We start from the raw sequence: 21,926 nt of genomic DNA on the forward strand, positions 1-21,926 counted from the left end.
GTATTAACATAAAATTGGAGGTAATCGTTATGAAAGCATTAGTTATTGAAAAACCAAATCACGCCGTCATTAAGGAGGTTTCATATCCAAAACCAGGACCAAATGATGTGACCATCCGTGTGAAAAACGTAGGGATTTGTGGAACAGATATTCATATATTTTTAGGTGAGTTTATTTCACCATATCCTATTATTCCGGGGCATGAGTTCTCTGGTGTAGTGGAGGAAGTGGGGGCAAATGTAACAGAATATCAGGTAGGTGATCGGGTAACTGCAGATCCTTCCTTATTTTGTGGTCATTGTGAATTTTGTTTAACGAATAGGGGTAATCAGTGTGAGAATTGGGGAGCGCTTGGGAACACAGTTGACGGTAGTATGGCGGAATTTGTAAAGGTTCCAAGTAGCAATGTTGTCAAAATTCCTGATACTATGACATTTGCGGAAGCTGCCTTTATTGAACCAATGGCTTGTGTCGTCCATGGTATGAATCGATTACAGCTTCAAGTCGGTGATCGGGTGCTAATGTTTGGTGCAGGGGCAATGGGACAACAACTTATTCAATCCGTAAAAATGGCCGGAGCATCCGAGTTAGTAGTGGTTGATATTTCTCCAGATAAACTGGAAATGGCTCTAAAATGGGGAGCTACCAAGGTGGTTACAAGTGATAATGTAAATGACGAATTATCAGATGAGTATTATCCGAATGGATTTGATGTCGTCATTGATGCTACTGGTATTCCTAAAGTAATTGAACAAGCATTCGGATTCTTGGGCAAAACGGCTAAATACTTGCAATTCGGCGTGACACCAATAGGGTCAACTGTACCACTAGACCCTTTTCGGTTATATAATAAAGATTGGACATTAATTGGTTCCATGGCTATTAATCATACCTTTTATCCAGCTTTTCATTGGGTGAAGGAAGGCCGAATACAATTAAACCATTTAATCTCAAAGGAAATTTCGCTAGAAGAAACAGTAGATTATTTGAAGGGACCAAGAGATCCGAACAATCTTAAAGTTCAAATCAAAATATAATATTTAAAAAATACGCATTCGCTCATTCTTTCGCCAATGAGTTCATTTCTCTTATCCTTTAGACTATTGCATTGTAATTTTATATTCACTGTAAACGTACGAAAAGCCACAATATTTCTGTGGCTTTTCATCATATTATTCTCTAAAAAGGCGTTTAGGAGGGATTCAAGTGCAGCAATCGATGATGCTTAATTCTAGACAACGAGAGTTGTTGAGAGTGTTATTAAGTATGGATAAACCGATTTCCTATAAAGAATTATCCGAAATCTTTAAGCTAAGCATACGAACGATTCAAAGAGAAATGAAAGCGTTACATTCCTATTTCGATGCTTATAATTTGAAACTAGTCAAAAGAATGGGAAAAGGGATTGAACTAAATGGAGAGTTACAAGATAAACAAAGGTTAAATCAAGCAATAGAACAGGTGAAAATTTTAAACGCCTACTCACAAAGTGAACGTCAAGAAGGAATTATTTATGATTTATTGCTTGCGAAAGAACCTATTAAACAATATACGTTAAGTAAGAAATATGATGTAGCGGAATTAACGATTAGTAATGATCTGGAGAAAATAAGCAAATGGTTAGAAAAGGATACGGTAGAAATAGTAAAGACTCCAGGAATTGGAGTGTACATAGACGGAACGGAACAACAACGCAGAACGATCTTATCTCGTTTGCTTCATCGAGATATTACCTTTGAGGATTGGATAGAACTATTTCAAGGGAAAAAAGGGGAAGATAGATTGAATGGGAAGTTAGGGTTAGTCATTCGTAATCGCTTATTAAAATTTGTTCAGACTGACAAAATTCTAGATATTGACCGTGTTTTACAAAACGCACTTCTTGAACATCCTCATATCGTTCTAACAGATCGAAATTATGTTAACCTTATTGTCCATGTTATTCTTGCATTGGAGAGAATCCAAAGTGGTGAAGTGATAGAGGAGGACACTACCATAGCTAGTGATGACTGGCATGATCCGGAGATATATTCATTAGCAGTATTAATAGTAGAAGGCTTAGAAAAATTGACGTCTCTGAGAATTCCAAGAATAGAGATAAACTATATTGCGCTTCATTTAGCAGGAACGAGAATCGATTATCAGAAGAAGCCGTTTGAAGATGATAATCAAGAGTTTACATGGATTGAACTAACGAAAAGTTTTATACGTGCGATAGAACATCATCTAGATGAAAGTCTAATAGAAGATAAGATTCTCTTTGAGGGGTTACTCTCACATTTTGCACCTGCATTTAACCGGTTAAAGCATGGGCTTCAAATTCATAATCCAATGCAAGATAAAATAATGGAGATGTATCCCGAAATATATCAAGCTTGTCAGAAGGCATGTGAATTATTAGCTAAAAAAACAGGTTATCATATTCCAGAAGAAGAAGTAGGTTATTTAGCCATGCATATCGGAGCATCCCAACTGAGAAAACATGAGCAAATCAGGCAATCCTATCGATGTATTGTTGTTTGTACAAGTGGTGTAGGGTCCTCTACGTATTTAGCAACAAGAATTCGAACAGAAATGCCTAATCTTAGTGTAGAAGCGGTGTTATCATTAAAAGAACTTGAAGAGTGGTTAGAGAAGGATGAAAACTTTGATATTGTCATTTCGACTGTAAATGTTCCTTTTTTACAAGAGGAAAAAATCGTGATTGTTACCCCTTTTTTAAAGAAAGAGGATATTAAAGATATTGAACATGCACTGATAGAAATTGACAAGCATCAATTGGTTTTGAAAAGTGAAGAACAGACCTCACATCAACCTTCACCAATACTTCCATTAGCGAAGTATGGCGAAGCACTACTCCAAATCTTAAAGAACTTTGTTATGTTTCAAGAAGTGAGATTAATGGAACAAATGATCGATCAAATGGCTAGCTTATTAGTAAGTCATCAGGGTGTACGCGATATTAAAAAGATAGCAATTGATTTAGAAAAAAGAGAAGAACAAGGTGGCTTCGTGCTAGGGAACCTGGCCATGATGCACGCTAAAACGGAAGGGGTTAATGAAATAATTGTCGCGATTTATCGCACGGAAGAACCAATATTATGGGAAAACGATAACGAAGAATTGTGTAGGATAAACGTAATATTAATGTTAGCTTTACCTGTTGAGGCACCAAAGGAACATAAAGAGATGATAAGCGAAATTACGGCAATGTTAGTAGATGATCAGTTTGTTAATACCATTATGAATGGATCGCAAGAATCAGTGGGAAATTCACTGAAGGATATTTTATTAAATGCCTATGAATTAAAAATAACTGCATCTATAAAGGAGTTACAAAGACAATGAGGAAATTAGCACAAATATGGAGTGCTATGGTATACCAAAACATTGTTATTATTATAGTTGTTGGAGTAATTCGTGAGTTATTTGGAGATTATGGCTGGTGGTATAATCAAGAAATATTGAATATTGTCAATCCTGCTTACCATATTTTATTACCAATATTGATAAGTCACACTGGTGGGAGAATTATTGGTGGTCAAAGAGGAGCTGTGGTTGCCTCCATTGTCACGTTTGGTTTGACTCTTTCCAGCACAGTTCCAGCGATAATGGGGGCAATGATAATTGGTCCACTAACTGGTTGGATTATAAAAAAGTTAGATCAAATGATTAAGAAAAAGCTCCCTGGTGTTGGATATGAACTGCTTATCAGTAATGTCTTGGCATCAGTAGTTGCCATTGCCCTTACTTTAATTAGTTATCATTATATTGGCGAGATCTTATCTGTTGGAGTGGAACGAACAACTGACATATTAGCATCTATTATTAATTCTCATTGGCTTCCTTTAGCTGCAGTTATTATAGAGCCAGCTAAGGTAGTATTTTTAAATAATATTATAAATTTCGGTTTCCTATCACCTCTAGGCATACAACAAGCTAATGAGCTAGGTAAGTCTATTTTATTCTTGTTAGAGGCGAATCCTGGACCAGGGTTAGGGGTTCTCCTTGCTTATTGGATGAAAACAAAGGGGGAGCAAAGGAAGGGAGCGAAATTAGCTACATATATCCACTTTTTAGGTGGTATACATGAAGTTTATTTTCCTTATGTATTGAAGAATCCTCGACTTATTATTTCGCTAGCCTTAGGTGGAATGGCTGGAATCTACGTTTTTCAATGGTTTAAAGTAGGGCTTGTTGCTGTATCCTCTCCTGGAAGTATTTTTCTATTTGTCGGGTTAGCTCCTAGAAGTGATATGCTTTATGTCGTATTAGCAGTTTTAATTTCTGCACTTATTTCTTTTGGTTTAAGTTTAATTCTAATAAAAAGCGTATCTAACTCACCTACTGTTTCTGAAAATGAGAATACAATTATTGAATTCTACCAAATAGATAAAGAAGATGTATTAAGCGAGACTAAGCAAAATGAAGAAATTCATTCGATTAAATCAGTGGAGGAAAGGAACTCCTTTAATGACAAAAAGATAAAAACGATTTATTTCGTTTGTGAAGCGGGTATTGGGTCCAGTGCCATGGGGGCTTCCATGCTAAGAAAAAAACTAGAACAAACTAGTCATAACATTACTGTTGAGAATGCCTCGATTGACGAAATTCCTGTGTATGCAGATTTAGTTATTTGTCATCAAAAGCTGTTACAAACTGTTCAAAAGGAGTTTCCTAAAAAGTCGATCTATCCACTGCCTACTTTTACTGACATGAAGGAATATGATCATTTAGTTAATAAGTTGATAGGGACATAGGGATAGGTTCCTTGTCCCTTTTTCGTTGTGATATTTTCTCCATATAATTATAACTTAAGCTAAAATCATTTGTGAATAGAAGCAGAAGGCGGTTGTTAGCTGGGTAAGACATCAAAAGTAATCCTGTTTATAATACCCCCTTAATCAATCGAGCCAACCCAACCAATCCTTCCTCTAACTCCCCCAATGAAGCATAAGAATACGACAACCGAAGATGCTTATCATCACTCTTATCATACACAATCCCTGGATTTAATAAGATATGCTCTTTCAGTGCTAGTCCAAACAGCTTCTTCGATGAAATATCTATTTCTAGCTTGAGCCATATATAAAAGCCACCTTCTGGAATACTCCAAGTAGCGATCTCCGAAAAATACGCTTTTAAAAGTTGAATGGTAAAATCCCTTCTATACATTAATTCTGCTTTTATTTCTTTTAGGTAATCTGTGTATAATCCACTAGAAAGCCATTTTTCTACAGCATATTGGGATAAGGAGCTGGAGCCATAATCTGTTTGCATTTTGATATCGGCTAAGCGATCTATCACAGGTTCAGGTCCAACAATCCATCCTACTCGTAGTCCGGGGCTTAGTGTCTTCGATACGCTCCCAATATATAAAACATTTCCTTGTGTATCATCTGCCTTTAATGGCTTTGGTGGAGGGTTTTCAAACCATAAGTCACCATAAACATCATCCTCAATAATAGGTAACGATATATTTTGGCAGACCTTTAAGAGATTCGCGCGCCTTCCTCCCGTCATCAAGGTACCTGTTGGATTGTGGAAGTTAGGAATGGTGTACAGTAAAGCAGCGTGATGTTGTCGCTTTAATCGTTCGATTTCCTTTATTTTGATTCCTTCTTGATCCATTGGTACGCCAAGTAAATGCATTCCGGCAGATTGGAAAACAGGAACAGAGTTTAAATAGGACGGTGTTTCATGAAGGATGGTGGAGCCCCTTTCTAATAGTCCCATAGAAATTAATTGGAGTGCTTGGAGTCCTCCCGAAACAATTAAAATCGATTCTGGAGATGCTACCATTCCTTTTGTTTTCAAATATTCACTAACCGTCTTACGAAGAGATAATAGCCCTTTTGGTTCCACATATCCAAGCGATAGGTTCTCGTGACCTGTTCGTAATATCTTCCTCATTCTATCATTCGGTAGTAGGCTTGGAGACAGTTCGCCAGTTCCTAGTCTAATAAATGTTGGATCTGCCTCTGCTCGATTAATTTCTTGGATAATATCGATATTTGGCTTATAGATGCCGGAAGAAACATAGCTTTTCCAATCAGGAGGAGGTGTTGAAGTAAGTAAGCTCCACGTATTATTGATAACCCTCGTTCCATCACCTACTTTGGTTTCTAATAAACCGTCTGCAATCAAACCTTCTAGAGCATACACGACAGTGCTCCGATTTACCTGGAATTGTTTCGCCATTTCCCTTTGGGTGGGGATTTTCGTTCCTACGGTCCATTCCCCATGCATTATTTTCTGCTTTAAGTAATGATAAATTTGTAAATGTAGTGGCTCGGAAGAATCTTTTTGTGGCTTCCATTGCATTTCATTCATAAGGCAACCCTCTATCTTATTTGTACTTTCTTTCTATACTATCAAATTGGTTGGGTCAATTACCATCCAATTGGTTGAAGACATTATAGAACATAGGAAGTATGCTAGAAGAAAAGTTGGGGGATGAAAAAATGCAGGCACTTATTCATGGAATCATTTTGGCGTTTGGGCTCATCTTACCCTTGGGCGTCCAAAATGTATTTATTTTTAACCAAGGAGCCACGCATAAGAAACTCATAGATGCTTTTCCTGCTATCATTACTGCGGGGATTTGTGATACGATCCTTATCTTTATGGCTGTCAGAGGGATATCGGTCGTGGTATTTAATGTGGAGTGGCTATCGACGTTGTTATTTTTAGTTGGATGTCTCTTTTTAATCTATATGGGGTTTGTGATGTGGAGAAGTAGTCCAGAAGCAACGAACACGGAGGATCCACAACGTTTTTCTGCAAGACGACAGGTTACCTTTGCTACTTCGGTATCTATATTTAATCCACATGCTATTCTAGATACAGTTGGTGTGATTGGGGCTAGCTCTCTTGCTTACACTGGTCATGAAAAACTGCTCTTTACGATCGCATGTATAGTAGTTTCTTGGATTTGGTTTTTCTTTTTAGCGATTCTAGGTGGAAGGATTGGGAAGATTGGGAACAGTGGGATGCTGTTAAAGCGAGTGAATCGTATTTCAGCAATGATTATTTGGGGGATGGCTTTTTATTTAGGGTATAATTTTTCTTAGTTTATTAATTAATATGATGTATATTTAACTACATATGAATTATAGTTCTTCATCTTTGCTATTCCATTTTAAGAGAAAAATATATGAGTGACCAATACAGATTTTTTATATTTAATTAGTTAGTATTATAAAAGGCAAAGAACAGCACCAGGATTAACTCAAAAAAAAGTGGCAGTAATTATTGATGTGGAGACAAGAACACTACAAAGTTCAAGAATGAACAAACAAGTATGTTAATTGGCTCCTTTTACTATGCTTTCCAAACTATTAAACATTCCAGATTCCTTTCTTCATGATCAGTTCCAACAGTATTTGTATCAAGGTTATCAAGAATGTATGGAGATGATGAACTATAAAGATACAAGAAAGAAATGAAATGAATGTAGATTCATTTAGAATCACACAAGATACGCTTGCCATTTTACCAGCTCACCATTTTGAATGTGGTTCTAAGATTATCGAAAAGAAGGATGAATTTCTTCATTCTTCTTTTCCTCTAGAAATTATTAAAGAAATTGCCTTTATTATGGCTCTTCTTATGAAGAACGGAAAGCATCTGTTCGGCATCATTTGCGTTTCAGATAGAAAACACTCAACTAGAAATCAAAGATTGGCTGCTTTACATGCATTCTTTCGGTATATAAAAATTGAGGCTCCGAAATATATGGAACTGTGTAATTCTATATTATCAATCAATTCGAAAAAAACACCTGTGGTTGAAATGAACTACTTGTCTATAGCGGCAATTAAAGAACTGTTGTCTATTCCAGATAAATCCAGCAAGGAAGGACGTAGGGATTTAGCCATTCTTTCCTTACTTTACGATTCAGGAGCAAGGGTCCAAGAATTAGCAGATGTACTGGTAGTTGATCTCAGAATAAAAGAACCAGCAACAATACGATTAACTGGGAAAGGTGATAAAACGAGGATTATTCCAATAATGCCTTAAACTTTAAACATTTTAAAAGCTTATATAAATGATTACGGTCTGCTTAGTGAGTCAAAAATTTCTTCACCTTTATTCTTTAATAAAAGGCAAGAAAAACTAACAAGAGCTGGTTTCTCATATATTTTAAACAAACATATGGAGACAGTCAGAAAAAAACCTCCAGATTTGTTTCCCGGCAAAGTTTCACCACATATTTTTAGACATAGTAAAGCGATACACTTATTAGAAAGTGGTGTCAACTTGATTTATATAAGAGATTTCTTAGGGCATTCATTGGTTACTACTACTGAAATTTATGCCAAATCAAATCCAGAAGTGAAACGTAAGGCTATTGAACAAGCTAGCCAAAATATGGTTCCTAATGAAAAGCTTACAACAAAAGAAAAAAACGATTTATTGAGCTGGTTAAAAGATTTTATTTAGAATTTATTATGCAAAGTTGGATGTTAGAAATCTTAAAGTTTACAAGAGCTCTAGCATTCAACTTTTCATAATAAGTAACTTTCCATAAGATGAAATGGGTTACTTGCCGTTTAGTAAAGAAGGATCTGAATTACTATTTCAATTAATCGCGGAGTGGTATGAGCAGAAAAGTTTAATTATTACTTCTAACTTAGAGTTTAGTCAATGGAATCGTATTTTCACTGACTCAAGACTAACTGCAGCGTTGGTGGATAGGTTAATCCACCATGAACATATACTTTCATTTAATGGTCAAAGCTATAGGCTTACTAACGCATTATCAAAATCACGCTAAATCATATAAAACAGGGTGGCAAAACTCTATACTTTTAATTGCGCTATTCTGTACTTTTATATTGCAAAACACAAGAATTGTATTTACGAGATTTCCTCATAAATTTCACACATTTTAATCCTAATTCTCGCATTATGCGATACACCTTTTTATGGTTGATAGCATGTCCTAATCTATTTAATTCTTTTGTGATACGTTTATATCCATAACGTTCATGAAACTTGGTAAATAGGTCAGTAATGAGTTGTTTTAGTTCTGTGTCCGAATCTTCTTTCCCAAAGTTTTTTATATGATAGTGATAGGTTGCTTCTGGATGCCCACGACAAGGAGAACATCTTTTATCGTAACCCTTCTTCTTTGAGTTCGAATTCCAACTTTGTTTGTGCTTTTCGTGGAAGGCACTCGGATTTTCCCGAAAAGCTCTCAACTTTTTTTTTAATTCATAATCATCTTAATGAACGTGTGTTAAAGTATTTAGAATAACTTACACACTTTTCTTGACAAGCGCCTTACTTTCATTTCCTAAATTATAAAATTATACCTACAAATAAAGTGGAAAAAATCAAAATTAACCCAACTAAACATGTCAATATTACTTTCAACTTAGAAGAATTAGTGTTGTTTTCTTTGTTATATTTTATTATTGACTTGATTATTGTATAGAACATCATTATTTCTATTAGCAAGATAAAGAACATAAATAGTTTCATAAATAATTCCAATTTTTTAAACCTCCGATCACTGATTTTTCCCTATTTGAAATAATAAGGAATCAGTTAATATCTTAATGTCTCTAATTTTTGATTCTTCTGTAGCATCAAATCCATTTAAATTCTTAATCTTAATATTGGTCTTATAAACTTTATTTTGAAGATACTTATATATGAAATAATTATTGCCTTCTCTTATTACCGCATCTTTGGGAATTTTCATTTGATTTAAGTCTAATGATATTTGAACATTATATCCATAATGGATGTTATTATCTGTCCTAACATAAAAAGAGTAGGTGGATATTCCTGATTCTTCGTTATTGGTGTTAGGTAACTGATTAATTAAATATATTTTTCCGCTAGTTTTAATTGACTGATTTAAAGATTTGACAGTTACTTTTTGGTTTACTTTAATATTTTCATAATCATACTCTGTCACCTGCCCTTTGATAATTGTCTCTGGGCTAACTACCCTAGCGTAGGGAATACTACCATCCTCAATTCCCTCTTCATTGATATAAATAGTGCCATCTAAAGGTGAAATAATATGGGTTGAGATCTTCTTATTTTTTTTTCAATACTTTCATTTTCTACCGAAAAAGCAATGCTAGCTTCTTCATAAATCTGTTTAGCTTGGAGAATGATTTCTTCTTGTGCCTCTATATTATTTTGTGTTTGTTCTATTTTAGAGGTAAGTTCTAATTTTTGGGGGTTTTCCTGTTTAGACAAGTGTTCTAATTTTTTTATTTGGTTTTTGTAAAAAATTAATTCTGACTTTAGTTTTTCTTTTTTGTTCTCAGCATTTCTTAAATTTAATTTAGCGTTATTTAATGATACTTTTAGTTTCTCAAAATTATCCTTTTGACTTTCTACTTCTTCTTGTAAAAGTCTGTTCGTATATGTAGCTATAGCATCGGATTTCTTTATTGATTCACCATCTTTTATAGGTAAACTAATTATCTCTCCTAGACTACTATCTAAAAAAATTCTTTTTCTCTTTTTGCTTGAGCGACTCCATTAAAAAGTAAGGGTGGAGATTTTTCTACAGTATACAAATTATATTGGTTTTCGTCATTGTTGGATCTCTTCTGCCCTGCTCCAAAATAAGAAAAAAAACTAAACTAAATGAAACTGAAATTACTAAAAATAAAACAATAATATATTTCTTTTTAATAAAAATCTCTTTCACTATCCATATCCCACCTTATTTATATCATTTATTTTACATTTTTCCTTTTTATAGTAATAATATAGCAATATTTGTAATAAAAGTACAGATGAAATAATATTATAAGGCAAAAACAATAAATATGTTGTCGGTATTATAATTTAAAAATAGGTATTAAGAGTGGAATGATAACTTAGGGAGATTCAATTTTTCTTATTCGTGGAGGAGTAGGCTTTTGAGAAGCGAAAAATAAAGAAATATAATGTTTCTGTAGAATTAAGATTATATACTAACATGCAATCATAATGTCATTATAAGAAATTGGACGAGTTAGTTAAGGTCAGTTAGATTTGGTACAAAATACAAACCGAGGAGAGTTTACAATGACCAAAGGAGCGAGAAGAACTTTTTCAAAGGAATTCAACGAACAAATGGTACAGTTGCATGCGTCTGGCAAACCCCGCGTGGAAATTATTAGAGAATATGATTTGGCGCCTTCTTCTTTTGATAAGTGGGTTCGACAGTATTATGATAATCGGTCATTTCAAAAAAAAACAATCGCACACCGGAATAAGAAGAACTAATCAAACCTAGGAAACGGAAAGAAAATCAAAAACTGGCCATGGAAAACAATATTTTAAAGCAAGTCGCGCTGATCATAGGAAGAAGGTAGATGTGATCCGAAATAACCGACACAAATACTTGGTATCAGCAATGTGTGGCCTCCTGCAAATTGCCAGAAGTACTTATTATTATGAAGCAAAGATTCGTGATGACCAAGAGGACGAATTAACCTATCTGATTGTTGATATTTTTAAGCAAAGTCGAAATAATTATGGTCAAAGAAAGATCAAAGTAGAACTGAAAAAGAAAGGTTGGATTGTATCCAGACGTCGTATTGGACGAATTATGAATGAACAAGGACTTGTTTCTAAGTATACCGTCGCGCAATTTAAGCCGGTCCCAATCATCCTGTAACGAGTTAAAAAGCAGGAAATACCCTCAATCGAGAATTTGACCAGGCTCAAGAACTATAGGTAGTGGTAAGTGACTTAACCTATATAAGAGTCTTGCAGAAAACACCGTTTTTCTGCAAGACGACAGGTTACCTTTGCTGCTTCGGTATCTATATTTAATCCACATGCTATTCTAGATACAGTTGGTGTGATTGGGGCTAGCTCTCTTGCTTACACAGGCCATGAGATCTGTTGCATGTATAGTCGTTTCTTGGATTTGGTTTTTCTTTTTAGCGATTCTAGGTGGAAGGATTGGGAAGATTGGGAACAGTGGGATGCTGTTAAAGCGAGTGAATCAAATCTCAGCCATTATTATTTGGGGGATGGCTGTCTATTTAGCGTATAATTTTTATTTGTTTTTTGATTAATTTTTATTCGAAATATAGTTGTTCTCTATAGATTTAAAAACTTCTTCATTAAAATAAGAACTACCTCTAAATTTGATACCCAGAACTGCACCACAAGTAAAGGAGATTCGGAAAAAGTATCTGAAAATTTCGAAATAACATTGCTTTTTCCTCCTATACTATATTATTATAGTACTACTTTTCAAAAAAGGGAGGGTTCAGCGGTGGTTACTTTTATAGCATCTATTGTATTGTTAATTGTTGGCTACATTGTTTACGGGAAGGTGGTTGAACGAATTTTTGGCATTAATGACCAGAATGCAACACCTGCCTATACCAACAACGATGGTCTTGATTATATGCCAATGAGTTGGTGGAAAGCGAGTTTAATTCAGCTATTAAATATCGCTGGAACCGGCCCGATATTTGGTGCAATAATGGGTGCACTATATGGTCCAGTCGCATTTATATGGATTGTTATTGGTTGTATTTTTGCTGGGGCGGTACATGATTACTTTTCAGGAATGATATCGCTTAGACATAATGGAGCTCAATTTCCGACACTTGTCGGTAAATATTTGGGCGGTAAAATGAAATTCTTTACGACGATTGTTTCAATTATTTTAATGGTGTTGGTAGCAGCAGCTTTTACGGCAGCGCCTGCCCAGTTATTAACACAAATAACACCACTTAACACGACGACTTGGTTGGTGATCATTTTCGCGTATCTTATACTTGCGGCGATTCTACCAATTAATAAAATAATCGGAAGAGTCTATCCTATATTTGGAGCTATCTTAATTTTTATGGCTGTATCAATCGGTATTGGAATGTTCTTCTTTTTTGATCATCCCATTCCAAATTTAACATTAAGTAATTTACACCCTGGGGAAATGCCTATTTGGCCATTGTTAATGGTAACCATATCTTGTGGAGCGATTTCTGGATTTCATAGTACACAAAGTCCAATTTTAGCACGAACTTTAAGAAAAGAAAGTGAAGGTAGAAAAGTATTTTATGGAGCAATGATTGGTGAAGGCATTATTGCTATGGTTTGGGCAGCAGCAGGGATGACCTTTTTTGGTAGTACGGGTGCATTGCAATCGGCGCTTACAGCAGGAGGTCCAGCTGGAGTGGTTAATGAAATTAGTATCACAACGTTAGGTGCATTTGGCGGATTCATCGCCATTTTAGGTATTGTTGTTCTCCCAATTACCACGGGTGATACGGCATTACGTTCTTCCAGAATGATGTTGGCGGAAGTGTTAACCCAACTGACGAAGAAAGATTTTAATGGGAAAAAGAAATTAGCTTTACTTACCATACCTGTGACTGGTGCAACACTATATCTAATGACGATTGATTATAGCTTCCTCTGGCGTTATGTTGGGGGCTCGAATCAGATTGTTGCTGCGGTGATGTTGTGGACAGCAACCATGTATTTAGTAAAAAGTAATAAGTTTCATTGGATCTGTAGTATTCCAGCTTTGTTCATGACAGCGGTAGTAAGTACGTATTTCTTCTATGCACCAGAAGGCTTTAACCTAGACTATGGTATTTCTCAGGTTTTAGGAATGATTATTTGGTCGGCTGTACTTGCTTGGTTTGTATCGCAACTTATTAAACATAAAAGAGCTAGCAATCGTGAAGATTCGCAGCTAAGAATAGGATAGTGAGGAGGATTGCTAACCTCATTTAGAAAAACGCTATGTTGAAAAAGAGGGAATATTTGAGGATGGCCGTCAAATTAAAGTAACAACAGCTTCTACAGAGGAAGCTACGATGAAATCGACCGAGCAAAATTTAGATCGTCTTAACACAGGTCATTTAGATATGGTCTTCGTTCATCATGTTTCGCTTGATCCCCATAGAGATGAATGGATTACAAAATTTGATGAAGCTTGAAATGGCGCCTTTCGTATCTTAAGCCCCCTTCGTGAAGAGGGGGTGATCAAATCATGGGAGTTGGGGTCAATACAACCGAACCTATGGAACTAGTGATGGATCTGGAAGAAGCTCAGCTTAATGTCGGCTTATCTGCCACTCAATCCACGCTTTTACAGCATGAGCATGCCTTAGAGCGCATGCTGCCAAAAGCTGAGGAAAAAGGTGTAGCAAGTCCATTTTCTAGGCTGTCTTCTACTATTTTCGCTTCGGTTAATCATTCATTTGTTTTTGCAAAGCTATGGTCGCACGATTATTTTCTCTTGCAGTCGTTTTCCTTGTTAAAGAAAAAACAGCACACCCTAAAGATACGATGATAAGAACCCCACCAAACCAAGACGTATGAGCTACAGTACCAGTTTGACTTAACACAATACCCCCAAAACCTGATCCAATCGAAATACCTACTTGCAAGGCTGAATTATTAAAGCTTTGTTGAATATCCGATGTAGCAGGATCAGTTTGAATCAAATAGCTTTGTTGTGGAGGAGCTAAACTCCAGCTTAACGCAGCCCAAATCATCATAATTGGTATAAATACAATAAGCGAAAAAGTAGTGAATGGTAAGAGGAATAACACGACAGCAAAAGAAAAAATAACGACAATGATACTTTTTTGAGCTCCAATCGTATCGGAAAGAGCCCCGCCGAATGCTCCACCACTTACCGCTGCAATTCCAAATAATAGATAACAGATACTGATCCAACTTGAATTTAGCTGAAGTTCCGTTTCTAAAAATGGAGTGAAGTACGCATAAAGTGTGTAATGTCCTGCTAGCATAAACATCGTCGCAAGATGTGCACTACCTATTTTTAGACTACTAACTGCTATTAATTGCTGTGAAAGTGGAACGGTGTTTTCTCCAGTTAATCGCTCCAAAAAGATCGAAATCAGTACAAAGGAACCGATAGATAAAATAGCTATCCCGAGAAAAATAACACGCCAACCAAATTTATCAGAAATCAAAATTCCTAGTGGTACTCCCATAACAAGGGATGAACTAATTCCCATATAAATGAGACCCAGAGCCTTTGCTCGGTGTTCTGGTGCCACAACCTTGGCAGCTATCGTTAAGGACAGTACAACGATAAGTGCTGTACTCATTGCGGTTATAATTCTTGCAATCATCATAAAGGTAAAATTCGGACTGAAGTATGTCATGATATTACCAATGAAGAAAACAGATAGAGATACTAGATATAATTTCTTTCGCTCCATTTTGCTAGTTAAGACTAGCAGCACAGGGCCGGATACAGCATAAATAAGTGCAAAAATCGTGATGAGTTGTCCTGCTGAGCTTAAGGAGATATTTACATCATCTGCAATAGTTGGAAGGATGCCACCAATAATTAATTCAACTAGTCCAACTGCAACAGTGGATAATGCTAGTATGAAAACTTTCACATTCATATTTTGTTTTACGTCCTTTCTAGTAAAAATTTTTTAGGAAATATAAAAAAATCCTGATTACAGAAAACGAATCATTCATTTTCTGTAATCAGGATTTTACGGTTCCTGGTAGAGACCCTCACGCCATATTCTGAGGTTATACAGGTTGTATTATTTTATTAGTAAACACTTTGAATAGTTTACTAGCTATTTGGTTATTTTTCAAGTGGGAATTAAGGGAAATCCCAATTATTAGGTAGGCGCTCATGTGATGGGAACGTATGGCGCAAATTTTTTTAAAGTAACATTTTCAATACAGACGCAGCTATTTCTATTATTTTTTCATTAGGAGTCTCCTATGAGAATATGAATAGTCCATTTATTAAATAGAATGAAAGTTCGATTGAATTCTGATATATTTAAAATGGATAAAGTTCTTTAAAGTAAAATGTTTTCTTAGGAGAGTCGCATCACCACCTCCCAATGACATTAAAGTGACTACATACCACGATAAAATTATTTCCACTGTCTACTTGACAGGGGGAAGCTCGCTATTTGGTAACAAGTGTTTTTTGTTTTTTAAGGAGACGATGATGCTTTACTGAAATTCATAGATCATGAAGGTAGTACCTTCATGGAGTATGGAATTAATATTTTGATTTTGTGAGAATCACGAGAAATAGGCGAGATGAGAGGCAGGTTAATATGAGAGACTATTTCAGAATTTTTATTCACAAACATTCAAAATATTGGTATCTATATTTAGGAATGCTCGTGCTAATTCCAGTTGCCTTTTTCATTACACTCATTTCAGGAATTTATATTATAGCTGATGCTGAATCAAATGTAATGGCACATTTGCTGAGCACCTTGACCTTCACCATAATCTCCACCTGTTTACTACTGATACCAAATTATCAAGCAGCAAAAGAGGCTATGGAAAATAACAGTAATTTTATTATAATAATCGCAACCTTACTCAATCAACTGATCACAATGCTACCGATATTTACTGTGGTGTATATCATTCTAGGGAATTTCATCTCAGAATTTAATACATAAATTTTCAAATGAAAAGCAATTTGTGCAATATACTATAAATTAGTTATACTCGCTCTACTCATCAATAATGATGATAAGTAGCTTCTTATATGTAATAAATTGCTGGGAGATGCGGTTGATATTCCTAAAATATAACATATGATTGATTATCAAACTTGATTGGCTATCTCTCTATTCCACAAAGGTGCTCAACTTGTCTGCAATAATCGTTAAAGAGGTAGATCCTTCTTATAAAGGTCTACCTCTTTTCGTTAATTAGAAACACCTGATGAAATTTCTTGAACATTAGCTAACTCAAAGCCCTGATTATGATTAATGTAGTTATTAAAAAATTCCAAATCAATACCTGTTATTCTATGGAAAAATGGAACTTCTACCATCCAATCTCTTTCCATCATCTTCCGTATATCAATCAATCCCTTTTTAGCAACTAAATCAATAATTGATTTTATTTTTTGTGGTTTTTGAATCGATAAAGATTCATCAAGTGGTTCTCTTTTTAAATAACCTTTTCGATGAAGAGCTGCATAAAAGTTACGGTGTTTTTTGGAATCTAAGATCCCTAAATTAGCTGCTCTATAGCCTAAAACTTGAAGAGAAGTTTTCCATTTCTTTTTTAAATCTATATAAGAATCAGGATTTGTAACACGGGCAATGGTTCTTAAATCTTCTAAAAATGATTCTTCTGGTAATAAGAAAGCTCCAGCAAACAGGTTCGCTTCATTTTCTATAGCTTTGTGTTCTTTACGGTTAAGATTAGTGAATTCGACTTTATAATGAAGTAACAAATGTCCAAGTTCATGCGCTATGTCAAAGTTTCGGCGTACCGCTGAACGTTTTAAATTTCCTAAAATAATGAAAGGTCGATCTTGTTTAGTCCATAAACTATAAGCATCAATTTCTTCACCAATTGGTTTTTCAAAAATAAATACACCACTTTTTTCTATTAAGAACATTAGATCATCATTGGTGTCATTTCTAAAACCTAATTTATCTCGTGTAAGTTTAGCAATTTTGTTAATTTGTTTTTCTCTATCATCGGTGGATGTATTTAGGTAGTTGATTACTTCATCTCTTATTTGAATAATTTTTTGTGTTGGAAGAGTTAAGTATGCTGTTAAGTAGTTAACAAAACTATCTAAATATTCAACGTGCTTAGCTTCTGCTTGTGTTTTAGAAATAACATTCATTACTTTAGAACGATATGCAATATTCATAACAGGAATACTTTCTGGTTCAAGATAACGATCTAAGATATCCTTTTGATAAAAGAACTTACTTTTTACACTAAAAATGGATTTTAAATCATTAACTATTTGCATTTTAGGAGATGTGTAATTGTTCTCATATTGCCAGATGGCCTGTTCTGTTACATTTAACTTCTCAGAGAGCTGTTTGCGTGAATATCCATGCATGATACGAAGATTAGTTAAGTTTTCACCAATAAACATAACGCTCCCCCTTATCTAAATTAAAATCTAATTACTTTCTTCCTCCTCAAAGATGCCTATATCAAAAGCTGCAGGATCAATTATACCATTGTCTTGTTCTGGTGCAATAATGTCACGTTCTTCATTCGTTAACTCTGATCCAGAAATATATTCTGAAAGATCCTCAATTCTATATGCAATATTATTCTCAGGGTTAGGTAAATAATGCATTATCTCAGAAATTTGATAGGCATTATCAATTCTATAAGTTAGAATATGGAATTCATGATAAGTATGTTGAATTTGCTCAAGTTCATCTTTTATTTGCTCTTCCGAAACAAAAAAAGATAGCTGCTCACCTTGTTGACTTGAAGGTTGGGGTTGACTTTCTAATGAAAATTCAATGCCTTGGTTAATTTTAGCAAGTTCATGGAGATATGTTCTACGACGACCCTTACTTTTCTGTTGATTAGGTAATACAGCCTGTGAGAAGCTATTTTCATTAAAGTACTCTGCATTTTTAATAAGAAAAAGCTTCTTTGTATCACCGTGAATGAATTGTAAATAGTCCCAAGTTAGTCCTGCTTTTGCAAACTTGTAAGATAAATTAAGATCAGGGCTAATTTCTGCAATCCTACTTTCTATAAAATTCCCTTTCGTCCATGCGAAAGCAGAGCTGATAGTCATTTTTTCGTGACGGTCTTTGCGGTGTTCGATATAATCTCGATACCCTTCAACAATTGCATTAACAATTGTTTCACTAACTTTAGTGTCAAATTTGAATTGATCCAAATCTACCACTCCTTCAAACTATCCTTGGTATCATTTTACATCAAATGGAATGAAAAATATATGATTTTTTTTAATTTTTTTAAAGTTTTTATGATAAGTGATGACTTTTTTATAGTTATAACATCTCTTTACTCATAAGTATAGGGAATGCTAACAGACTCATCCTAGGTATACTTAGAGGGGATAGAAGAACTAGATTTAGAAGGTGGATTAGAATTTTCGTTCATTTATTATTATCTATAATAAGATATCCATAAAAATAACAAATTAACTGTTGACTACACCTCCATAAAATATTATGATGTTATTAGTTAAGCGCTTTCCCTAAAAAGAGCGAACAAAAAGCAATTCCATTTATTTTTTTCTTAAAAAGTTAAGCGTTTTCTTATTCTTAAAATGTTGGTCATCTTGATTAAAGGAGTATATGCTATGGCGGATATGACAGTAGGAATTATTGGTGCCGGACGAATTGGACTATTGCATGCTGAATTTATCATGAGTATGTCCTCCATTGAGTTGAAAGGTATTTGTGATATTGAAATGGATCATTTAAAAGGGTCCATGATGGAGAAGAATGTTCCGGTCTTAACAACAGACCCATCTATCCTTATAGAGGATGAAGAAATGGATGCAATATTTATCTGTTCCTCTACAGATACACATTGCTACTATATCGAAAAGTGTGCACAAGCAGGAAAGCATATTTTTTGTGAGAAGCCTATTAGCTTCAGTCTAGAAGAAACAAAGGCTGCTTTGCAAAAAGTGAAGGATGCAGGTGTTCATTTACAAATCGGCTTTAATAGGAGATTTGATACACATTTCAGCAAAGTATATGAAGCTATATCAGCAGGGAAGATTGGCAAGCCTCATATTATTAAAATTACCTCACGAGACCCTGAACCTCCGAGTGAGGGGTATATCCAATCATCTGGCGGTATGTTTATCGATATGACGATCCATGATTTTGATATGATCAGGTATTTATCTTCCAATGAAGTCGAGTCTGTATCTGTCGTTGCTGCTAATTTGGTTGATCCATGTTTTCAGAAGTATGATGATGTTGATACGGCGATTATTACCCTGACATTTAAGGATGGGTCGATCGGGGTTATCGATAATAGTCGGCGAGCGGTATATGGGTATGATCAACGGATCGAAGTATTTGGCGAAAAAGGTGTCGTAATGGCGGATAATGAGCGGGAATCAAATGTTCAGATTGCAACAAAGGAGTCGGTGACATTGGATCACCCTAAGTATTTCTTTTTAGATAGGTATAAACAGGCTTTTTATCGGGAGATTCAAGCTTTCGCTAGAGCGATTATCGATCAAACACCGGTAAGCTGTACAGGGGAGGATGGACTAGAAGCGCAAAGGCTAGCAATTGCGACAAGGCTGGCATGGAAGGAAAATCGTACAGTCCTACTGAGTGAAATTGAATAGAGGGAGGAATGCGTGATGGCTTCATTATTACAAAAGCCTCATCCGAAAGATCATGAAGGGAATATTATTCGAGTCAGTCCTGAATCTGCTGGATGGAAGTATGTAGGCTTTGAAGTGTATCAACTCTCATCAGGGGAGATTTTGAGAAAGGATACGAATGAAAATGAGGTGTGTATCGTACTTCTTAGTGGAAAGGCCGATGTGCAAACAAAGGATCAAACTTTTGAGAATATAGGGGAAAGAATGAGTATTTTTGAAAAAATTCCTCCCTATTCTGTGTATGTGCCGAATCAGGATCAATTTATGATTGAAGCAAAAACAAAGCTTGAGGTTGCTGTATGTTTAGCGCCAGGAAAGTCTCATTACAAAGCAAGGCTAATCGAACCGAAGGATGTTGATCAAGAGGAGCGCGGTTCAGGGAAAATGAGTAGGAGGATTCATCATATTTTACCTGAGCAAAAAGAAGCGGATAGCTTACTCGTAGTGGAGGTTTTTACACCTGATGGGAATACCTCGAGCTATCCCCCACATAAGCACGATCAGAACAATCTACCAGAAGAGTCTTATTTAGAGGAAACGTATTATCATCGCGTGAATCCATCACAAGGATTTGTGTTTCAACGAGTTTATAATGATGACAGAAGCTTGGATGAGACAATGAGTGTGGAAAATCGTGATGTCGTCCTCGTGCCAGAAGGTTATCACCCTGTATCATCTGTACCTGGCTATGAGTCGTATTATTTAAATGTGATGGCAGGACCAGTGCGAACATGGAAATTTCATAATGACAAGGATCATGAGTGGTTATTTTAGACTTAGGTTAAGCGCTTTACAAAAAAGGAGGATAAGGATGTATCACTTAGACTTTCGATCAGATCGCTCCATGGATTTAGTCGGGATTGGCAGGCTTTGTATTGATTTAAATGCCGATCAATTTAATCGACCAATGGAGGAAACGACGTCGTTTACGAAGTATGTCGGTGGCTCACCAGCGAATATAGCGATTGGAGCAGCTCGGCTTGGATTAAAGAGTGGATTTATTGGAAAAGTGTCTGATGATCAGATGGGCCGTTTTATTCAGCAATACTTGAAGGAAAACAATCTTGATGTAAGTGGTCTATCCGTTGATGATACGGGTGCTGTCACAGGGCTTGCTTTTACCGAAATAAAAAGTCCAGAAGAGTGTAGTATCTTAATGTATCGAGATAATGTCGCTGATCTTAAGCTAGACACTTCGAATGTATCAGAGGAGTATATTCGCCAAACGAAAGCGTTATTAATATCAGGGACAGCCTTGGCTGCAAGTCCTTCTCGGGAAGCGGTCTTTCTCGCATTAGATTATGCGAAAAAGCATGGAGTAGTCATCTTCTTCGATTTAGATTATCGCGCGTATACTTGGAATAATGAGCAGGAAACAGCGATTTATTATAATCTCGTAGCGGAAAAATGTGATGTGATCATTGGTACTCGAGAAGAGTTTGATATGATGGAGCAATTTGAGAGCTTTCGTCAAGATGATCATCAAACAGCACAAAAATGGTTCCACTATGCTGCCGAAATTGTGGTGATCAAGCATGGCGAAGCAGGATCGATCGCCTATACAAAGGAAGGGAAATCAGAGCGAAGTGGTATTTTCAAAACAAAGGTATTAAAAACCTTTGGAGCAGGAGATGCCTATGCGTCGTCTTTTATCTACGGATTAATGAATGGCTGGGAGTTAAATCGAGCCATGGAGTTCGGAAGTGCCTCTGCCTCGATTGTTATTTCTAAGCATAGCTGTTCAGAGGCGATGCCAACTGTCGAAGAAATTGAAACCTTTTTAAAAACAAGCAGAAAAGAATGAGAG

19 protein-coding genes, 3 pseudogenes and 1 riboswitch are annotated in these 21,926 nt (G+C 35.6%); of the genes and pseudogenes, 15 read left to right on the plus strand and 7 right to left on the minus strand.

The window, feature by feature from the left end; all coding sequences use genetic code 11:
* Positions 1 to 29: 29 nt before the first annotated feature.
* From ACZ5N5_RS06040 to ACZ5N5_RS06050, 3 genes are all read left to right on the plus strand, one after another.
* Positions 30 to 1,037, plus strand: a complete 1,008-nt coding sequence (locus tag ACZ5N5_RS06040) for a zinc-dependent alcohol dehydrogenase family protein (protein ID WP_054788759.1) — start codon at positions 30 to 32, stop codon at positions 1,035 to 1,037.
* A 169-nt stretch (positions 1,038 to 1,206) separates the two neighbouring features.
* A complete protein-coding gene (locus ACZ5N5_RS06045; RefSeq protein WP_464373449.1) occupies positions 1,207 to 3,348 on the plus strand; it encodes a BglG family transcription antiterminator in 2,142 nt (713 codons plus the stop codon).
* Positions 3,345 to 4,760, plus strand: coding sequence for a PTS transporter subunit EIIC (locus ACZ5N5_RS06050; protein ID WP_464373450.1), 1,416 nt, complete (start codon positions 3,345 to 3,347; stop codon positions 4,758 to 4,760). Before ACZ5N5_RS06045 ends, ACZ5N5_RS06050 begins: the two co-directional genes overlap by 4 nt.
* 127 nt (positions 4,761 to 4,887) lie before the next feature.
* Here the strand turns inward: ACZ5N5_RS06050 and ACZ5N5_RS06055 are convergent, their stop codons facing one another.
* Positions 4,888 to 6,333 (minus strand): aminotransferase-like domain-containing protein, encoded by a 1,446-nt coding sequence (locus ACZ5N5_RS06055; RefSeq protein ID WP_054788764.1) that lies wholly within the window; start codon positions 6,331 to 6,333, stop codon positions 4,888 to 4,890.
* 131 nt (positions 6,334 to 6,464) lie between these two features.
* On the opposite strand from ACZ5N5_RS06055, the gene ACZ5N5_RS06060 reads away from it, so the two are divergent.
* The 4 genes and pseudogenes from ACZ5N5_RS06060 to ACZ5N5_RS06075 form a co-directional block, all read left to right on the plus strand.
* On the plus strand, positions 6,465 to 7,073 hold the full coding sequence (locus tag ACZ5N5_RS06060) for a LysE/ArgO family amino acid transporter (protein WP_054788786.1): 609 nt from the start codon (positions 6,465 to 6,467) through the stop codon (positions 7,071 to 7,073).
* Between the two features lie 376 nt (positions 7,074 to 7,449).
* Positions 7,450 to 8,022 (plus strand): site-specific integrase, encoded by a 573-nt coding sequence (locus tag ACZ5N5_RS06065; protein ID WP_464373451.1) that lies wholly within the window; start codon positions 7,450 to 7,452, stop codon positions 8,020 to 8,022.
* Between the two features lie 57 nt (positions 8,023 to 8,079).
* Positions 8,080 to 8,445: a tyrosine-type recombinase/integrase gene (locus ACZ5N5_RS06070; RefSeq protein WP_464373754.1), complete on the plus strand. Its 366-nt coding sequence runs from the start codon at positions 8,080 to 8,082 to the stop codon at positions 8,443 to 8,445.
* An 88-nt stretch (positions 8,446 to 8,533) separates the two neighbouring features.
* Positions 8,534 to 8,779, plus strand: a pseudogene (locus tag ACZ5N5_RS06075) (ATP-binding protein); the annotation flags it as partial.
* A gap of 43 nt (positions 8,780 to 8,822) precedes the next feature.
* On the opposite strand, the gene ACZ5N5_RS06080 reads toward ACZ5N5_RS06075, so the two are convergent.
* The 3 genes from ACZ5N5_RS06080 to ACZ5N5_RS06090 all read right to left on the minus strand — a co-directional run bounded on the left by ACZ5N5_RS06080 (position 8,823) and on the right by ACZ5N5_RS06090 (position 10,221).
* Entirely contained in the window at positions 8,823 to 9,206 is a 384-nt protein-coding gene (locus tag ACZ5N5_RS06080) for an IS3 family transposase (RefSeq protein ID WP_464373452.1), read from the minus strand.
* Between the two features lie 311 nt (positions 9,207 to 9,517).
* The gene (locus ACZ5N5_RS06085; protein WP_054788768.1) at positions 9,518 to 9,931 is read right to left on the minus strand and encodes an efflux RND transporter periplasmic adaptor subunit; all 414 of its coding nucleotides are present in this window, start codon (positions 9,929 to 9,931) and stop codon (positions 9,518 to 9,520) included.
* Positions 9,932 to 10,023: 92 nt separating this feature from the next.
* Positions 10,024 to 10,221: a hypothetical protein gene (locus ACZ5N5_RS06090; protein ID WP_054788769.1), complete on the minus strand. Its 198-nt coding sequence runs from the start codon at positions 10,219 to 10,221 to the stop codon at positions 10,024 to 10,026.
* 822 nt (positions 10,222 to 11,043) lie between these two features.
* Here ACZ5N5_RS06090 and ACZ5N5_RS06095 point away from each other — a divergent pair.
* From ACZ5N5_RS06095 to ACZ5N5_RS06110, 4 genes and pseudogenes are all read left to right on the plus strand, one after another.
* A pseudogene (locus tag ACZ5N5_RS06095) lies at positions 11,044 to 11,694 on the plus strand (IS3 family transposase); the annotation flags it as partial.
* Positions 11,695 to 11,743: 49 nt separating this feature from the next.
* Positions 11,744 to 12,044 (plus strand): annotated as a pseudogene (locus ACZ5N5_RS06100) (LysE/ArgO family amino acid transporter); the annotation flags it as partial.
* A 203-nt stretch (positions 12,045 to 12,247) separates the two neighbouring features.
* On the plus strand, positions 12,248 to 13,696 hold the full coding sequence (locus tag ACZ5N5_RS06105) for a carbon starvation CstA family protein (protein ID WP_054788773.1): 1,449 nt from the start codon (positions 12,248 to 12,250) through the stop codon (positions 13,694 to 13,696).
* Between the two features lie 109 nt (positions 13,697 to 13,805).
* Positions 13,806 to 13,928: a hypothetical protein gene (locus ACZ5N5_RS06110; RefSeq protein WP_464373453.1), complete on the plus strand. Its 123-nt coding sequence runs from the start codon at positions 13,806 to 13,808 to the stop codon at positions 13,926 to 13,928.
* A 252-nt stretch (positions 13,929 to 14,180) separates the two neighbouring features.
* On the opposite strand, the gene ACZ5N5_RS06115 is transcribed toward ACZ5N5_RS06110, so the two are convergent.
* Positions 14,181 to 15,377 (minus strand): MFS transporter, encoded by a 1,197-nt coding sequence (locus ACZ5N5_RS06115; RefSeq protein WP_464373454.1) that lies wholly within the window; start codon positions 15,375 to 15,377, stop codon positions 14,181 to 14,183.
* A 65-nt stretch (positions 15,378 to 15,442) separates the two neighbouring features.
* Positions 15,443 to 15,541, minus strand: a riboswitch (purine riboswitch).
* Positions 15,542 to 16,061: 520 nt separating this feature from the next.
* On the opposite strand from ACZ5N5_RS06115, the gene ACZ5N5_RS06120 reads away from it, so the two are divergent.
* Positions 16,062 to 16,418 (plus strand): hypothetical protein, encoded by a 357-nt coding sequence (locus ACZ5N5_RS06120; protein ID WP_054788774.1) that lies wholly within the window; start codon positions 16,062 to 16,064, stop codon positions 16,416 to 16,418.
* Between the two features lie 251 nt (positions 16,419 to 16,669).
* Here ACZ5N5_RS06120 and ACZ5N5_RS06125 read toward each other — a convergent pair whose 3' ends face one another.
* Together ACZ5N5_RS06125 and ACZ5N5_RS06130 are read right to left on the minus strand one after the other, a co-directional pair.
* On the minus strand, positions 16,670 to 17,869 hold the full coding sequence (locus ACZ5N5_RS06125; RefSeq protein ID WP_464373455.1) for a spr1629 family repressor/antitoxin: 1,200 nt from the start codon (positions 17,867 to 17,869) through the stop codon (positions 16,670 to 16,672).
* A gap of 27 nt (positions 17,870 to 17,896) precedes the next feature.
* Entirely contained in the window at positions 17,897 to 18,640 is a 744-nt protein-coding gene (locus ACZ5N5_RS06130; protein WP_054788775.1) for a spr1630 family ClpXP-sensitive toxin, read from the minus strand.
* 429 nt (positions 18,641 to 19,069) lie between these two features.
* Between ACZ5N5_RS06130 and iolG the strand changes: the two genes are divergently transcribed.
* From iolG to iolC, 3 genes are read left to right on the plus strand one after another with little or no spacing between them, the layout of a single operon-like run.
* Positions 19,070 to 20,080, plus strand: coding sequence for an inositol 2-dehydrogenase (gene iolG / locus ACZ5N5_RS06135; RefSeq protein ID WP_464373456.1), 1,011 nt, complete (start codon positions 19,070 to 19,072; stop codon positions 20,078 to 20,080).
* Between the two features lie 15 nt (positions 20,081 to 20,095).
* Complete coding sequence (gene iolB / locus ACZ5N5_RS06140; protein WP_464367410.1) at positions 20,096 to 20,893, plus strand: 5-deoxy-glucuronate isomerase; 798 nt, start codon at positions 20,096 to 20,098, stop codon at positions 20,891 to 20,893.
* A 37-nt stretch (positions 20,894 to 20,930) separates the two neighbouring features.
* Positions 20,931 to 21,923 (plus strand): 5-dehydro-2-deoxygluconokinase, encoded by a 993-nt coding sequence (iolC, locus tag ACZ5N5_RS06145; protein ID WP_054788776.1) that lies wholly within the window; start codon positions 20,931 to 20,933, stop codon positions 21,921 to 21,923.
* The last annotated feature ends 3 nt before the right edge of the window (positions 21,924 to 21,926 follow it).

The organism is Gracilibacillus sp. JCM 18966 (assembly GCF_055392695.1).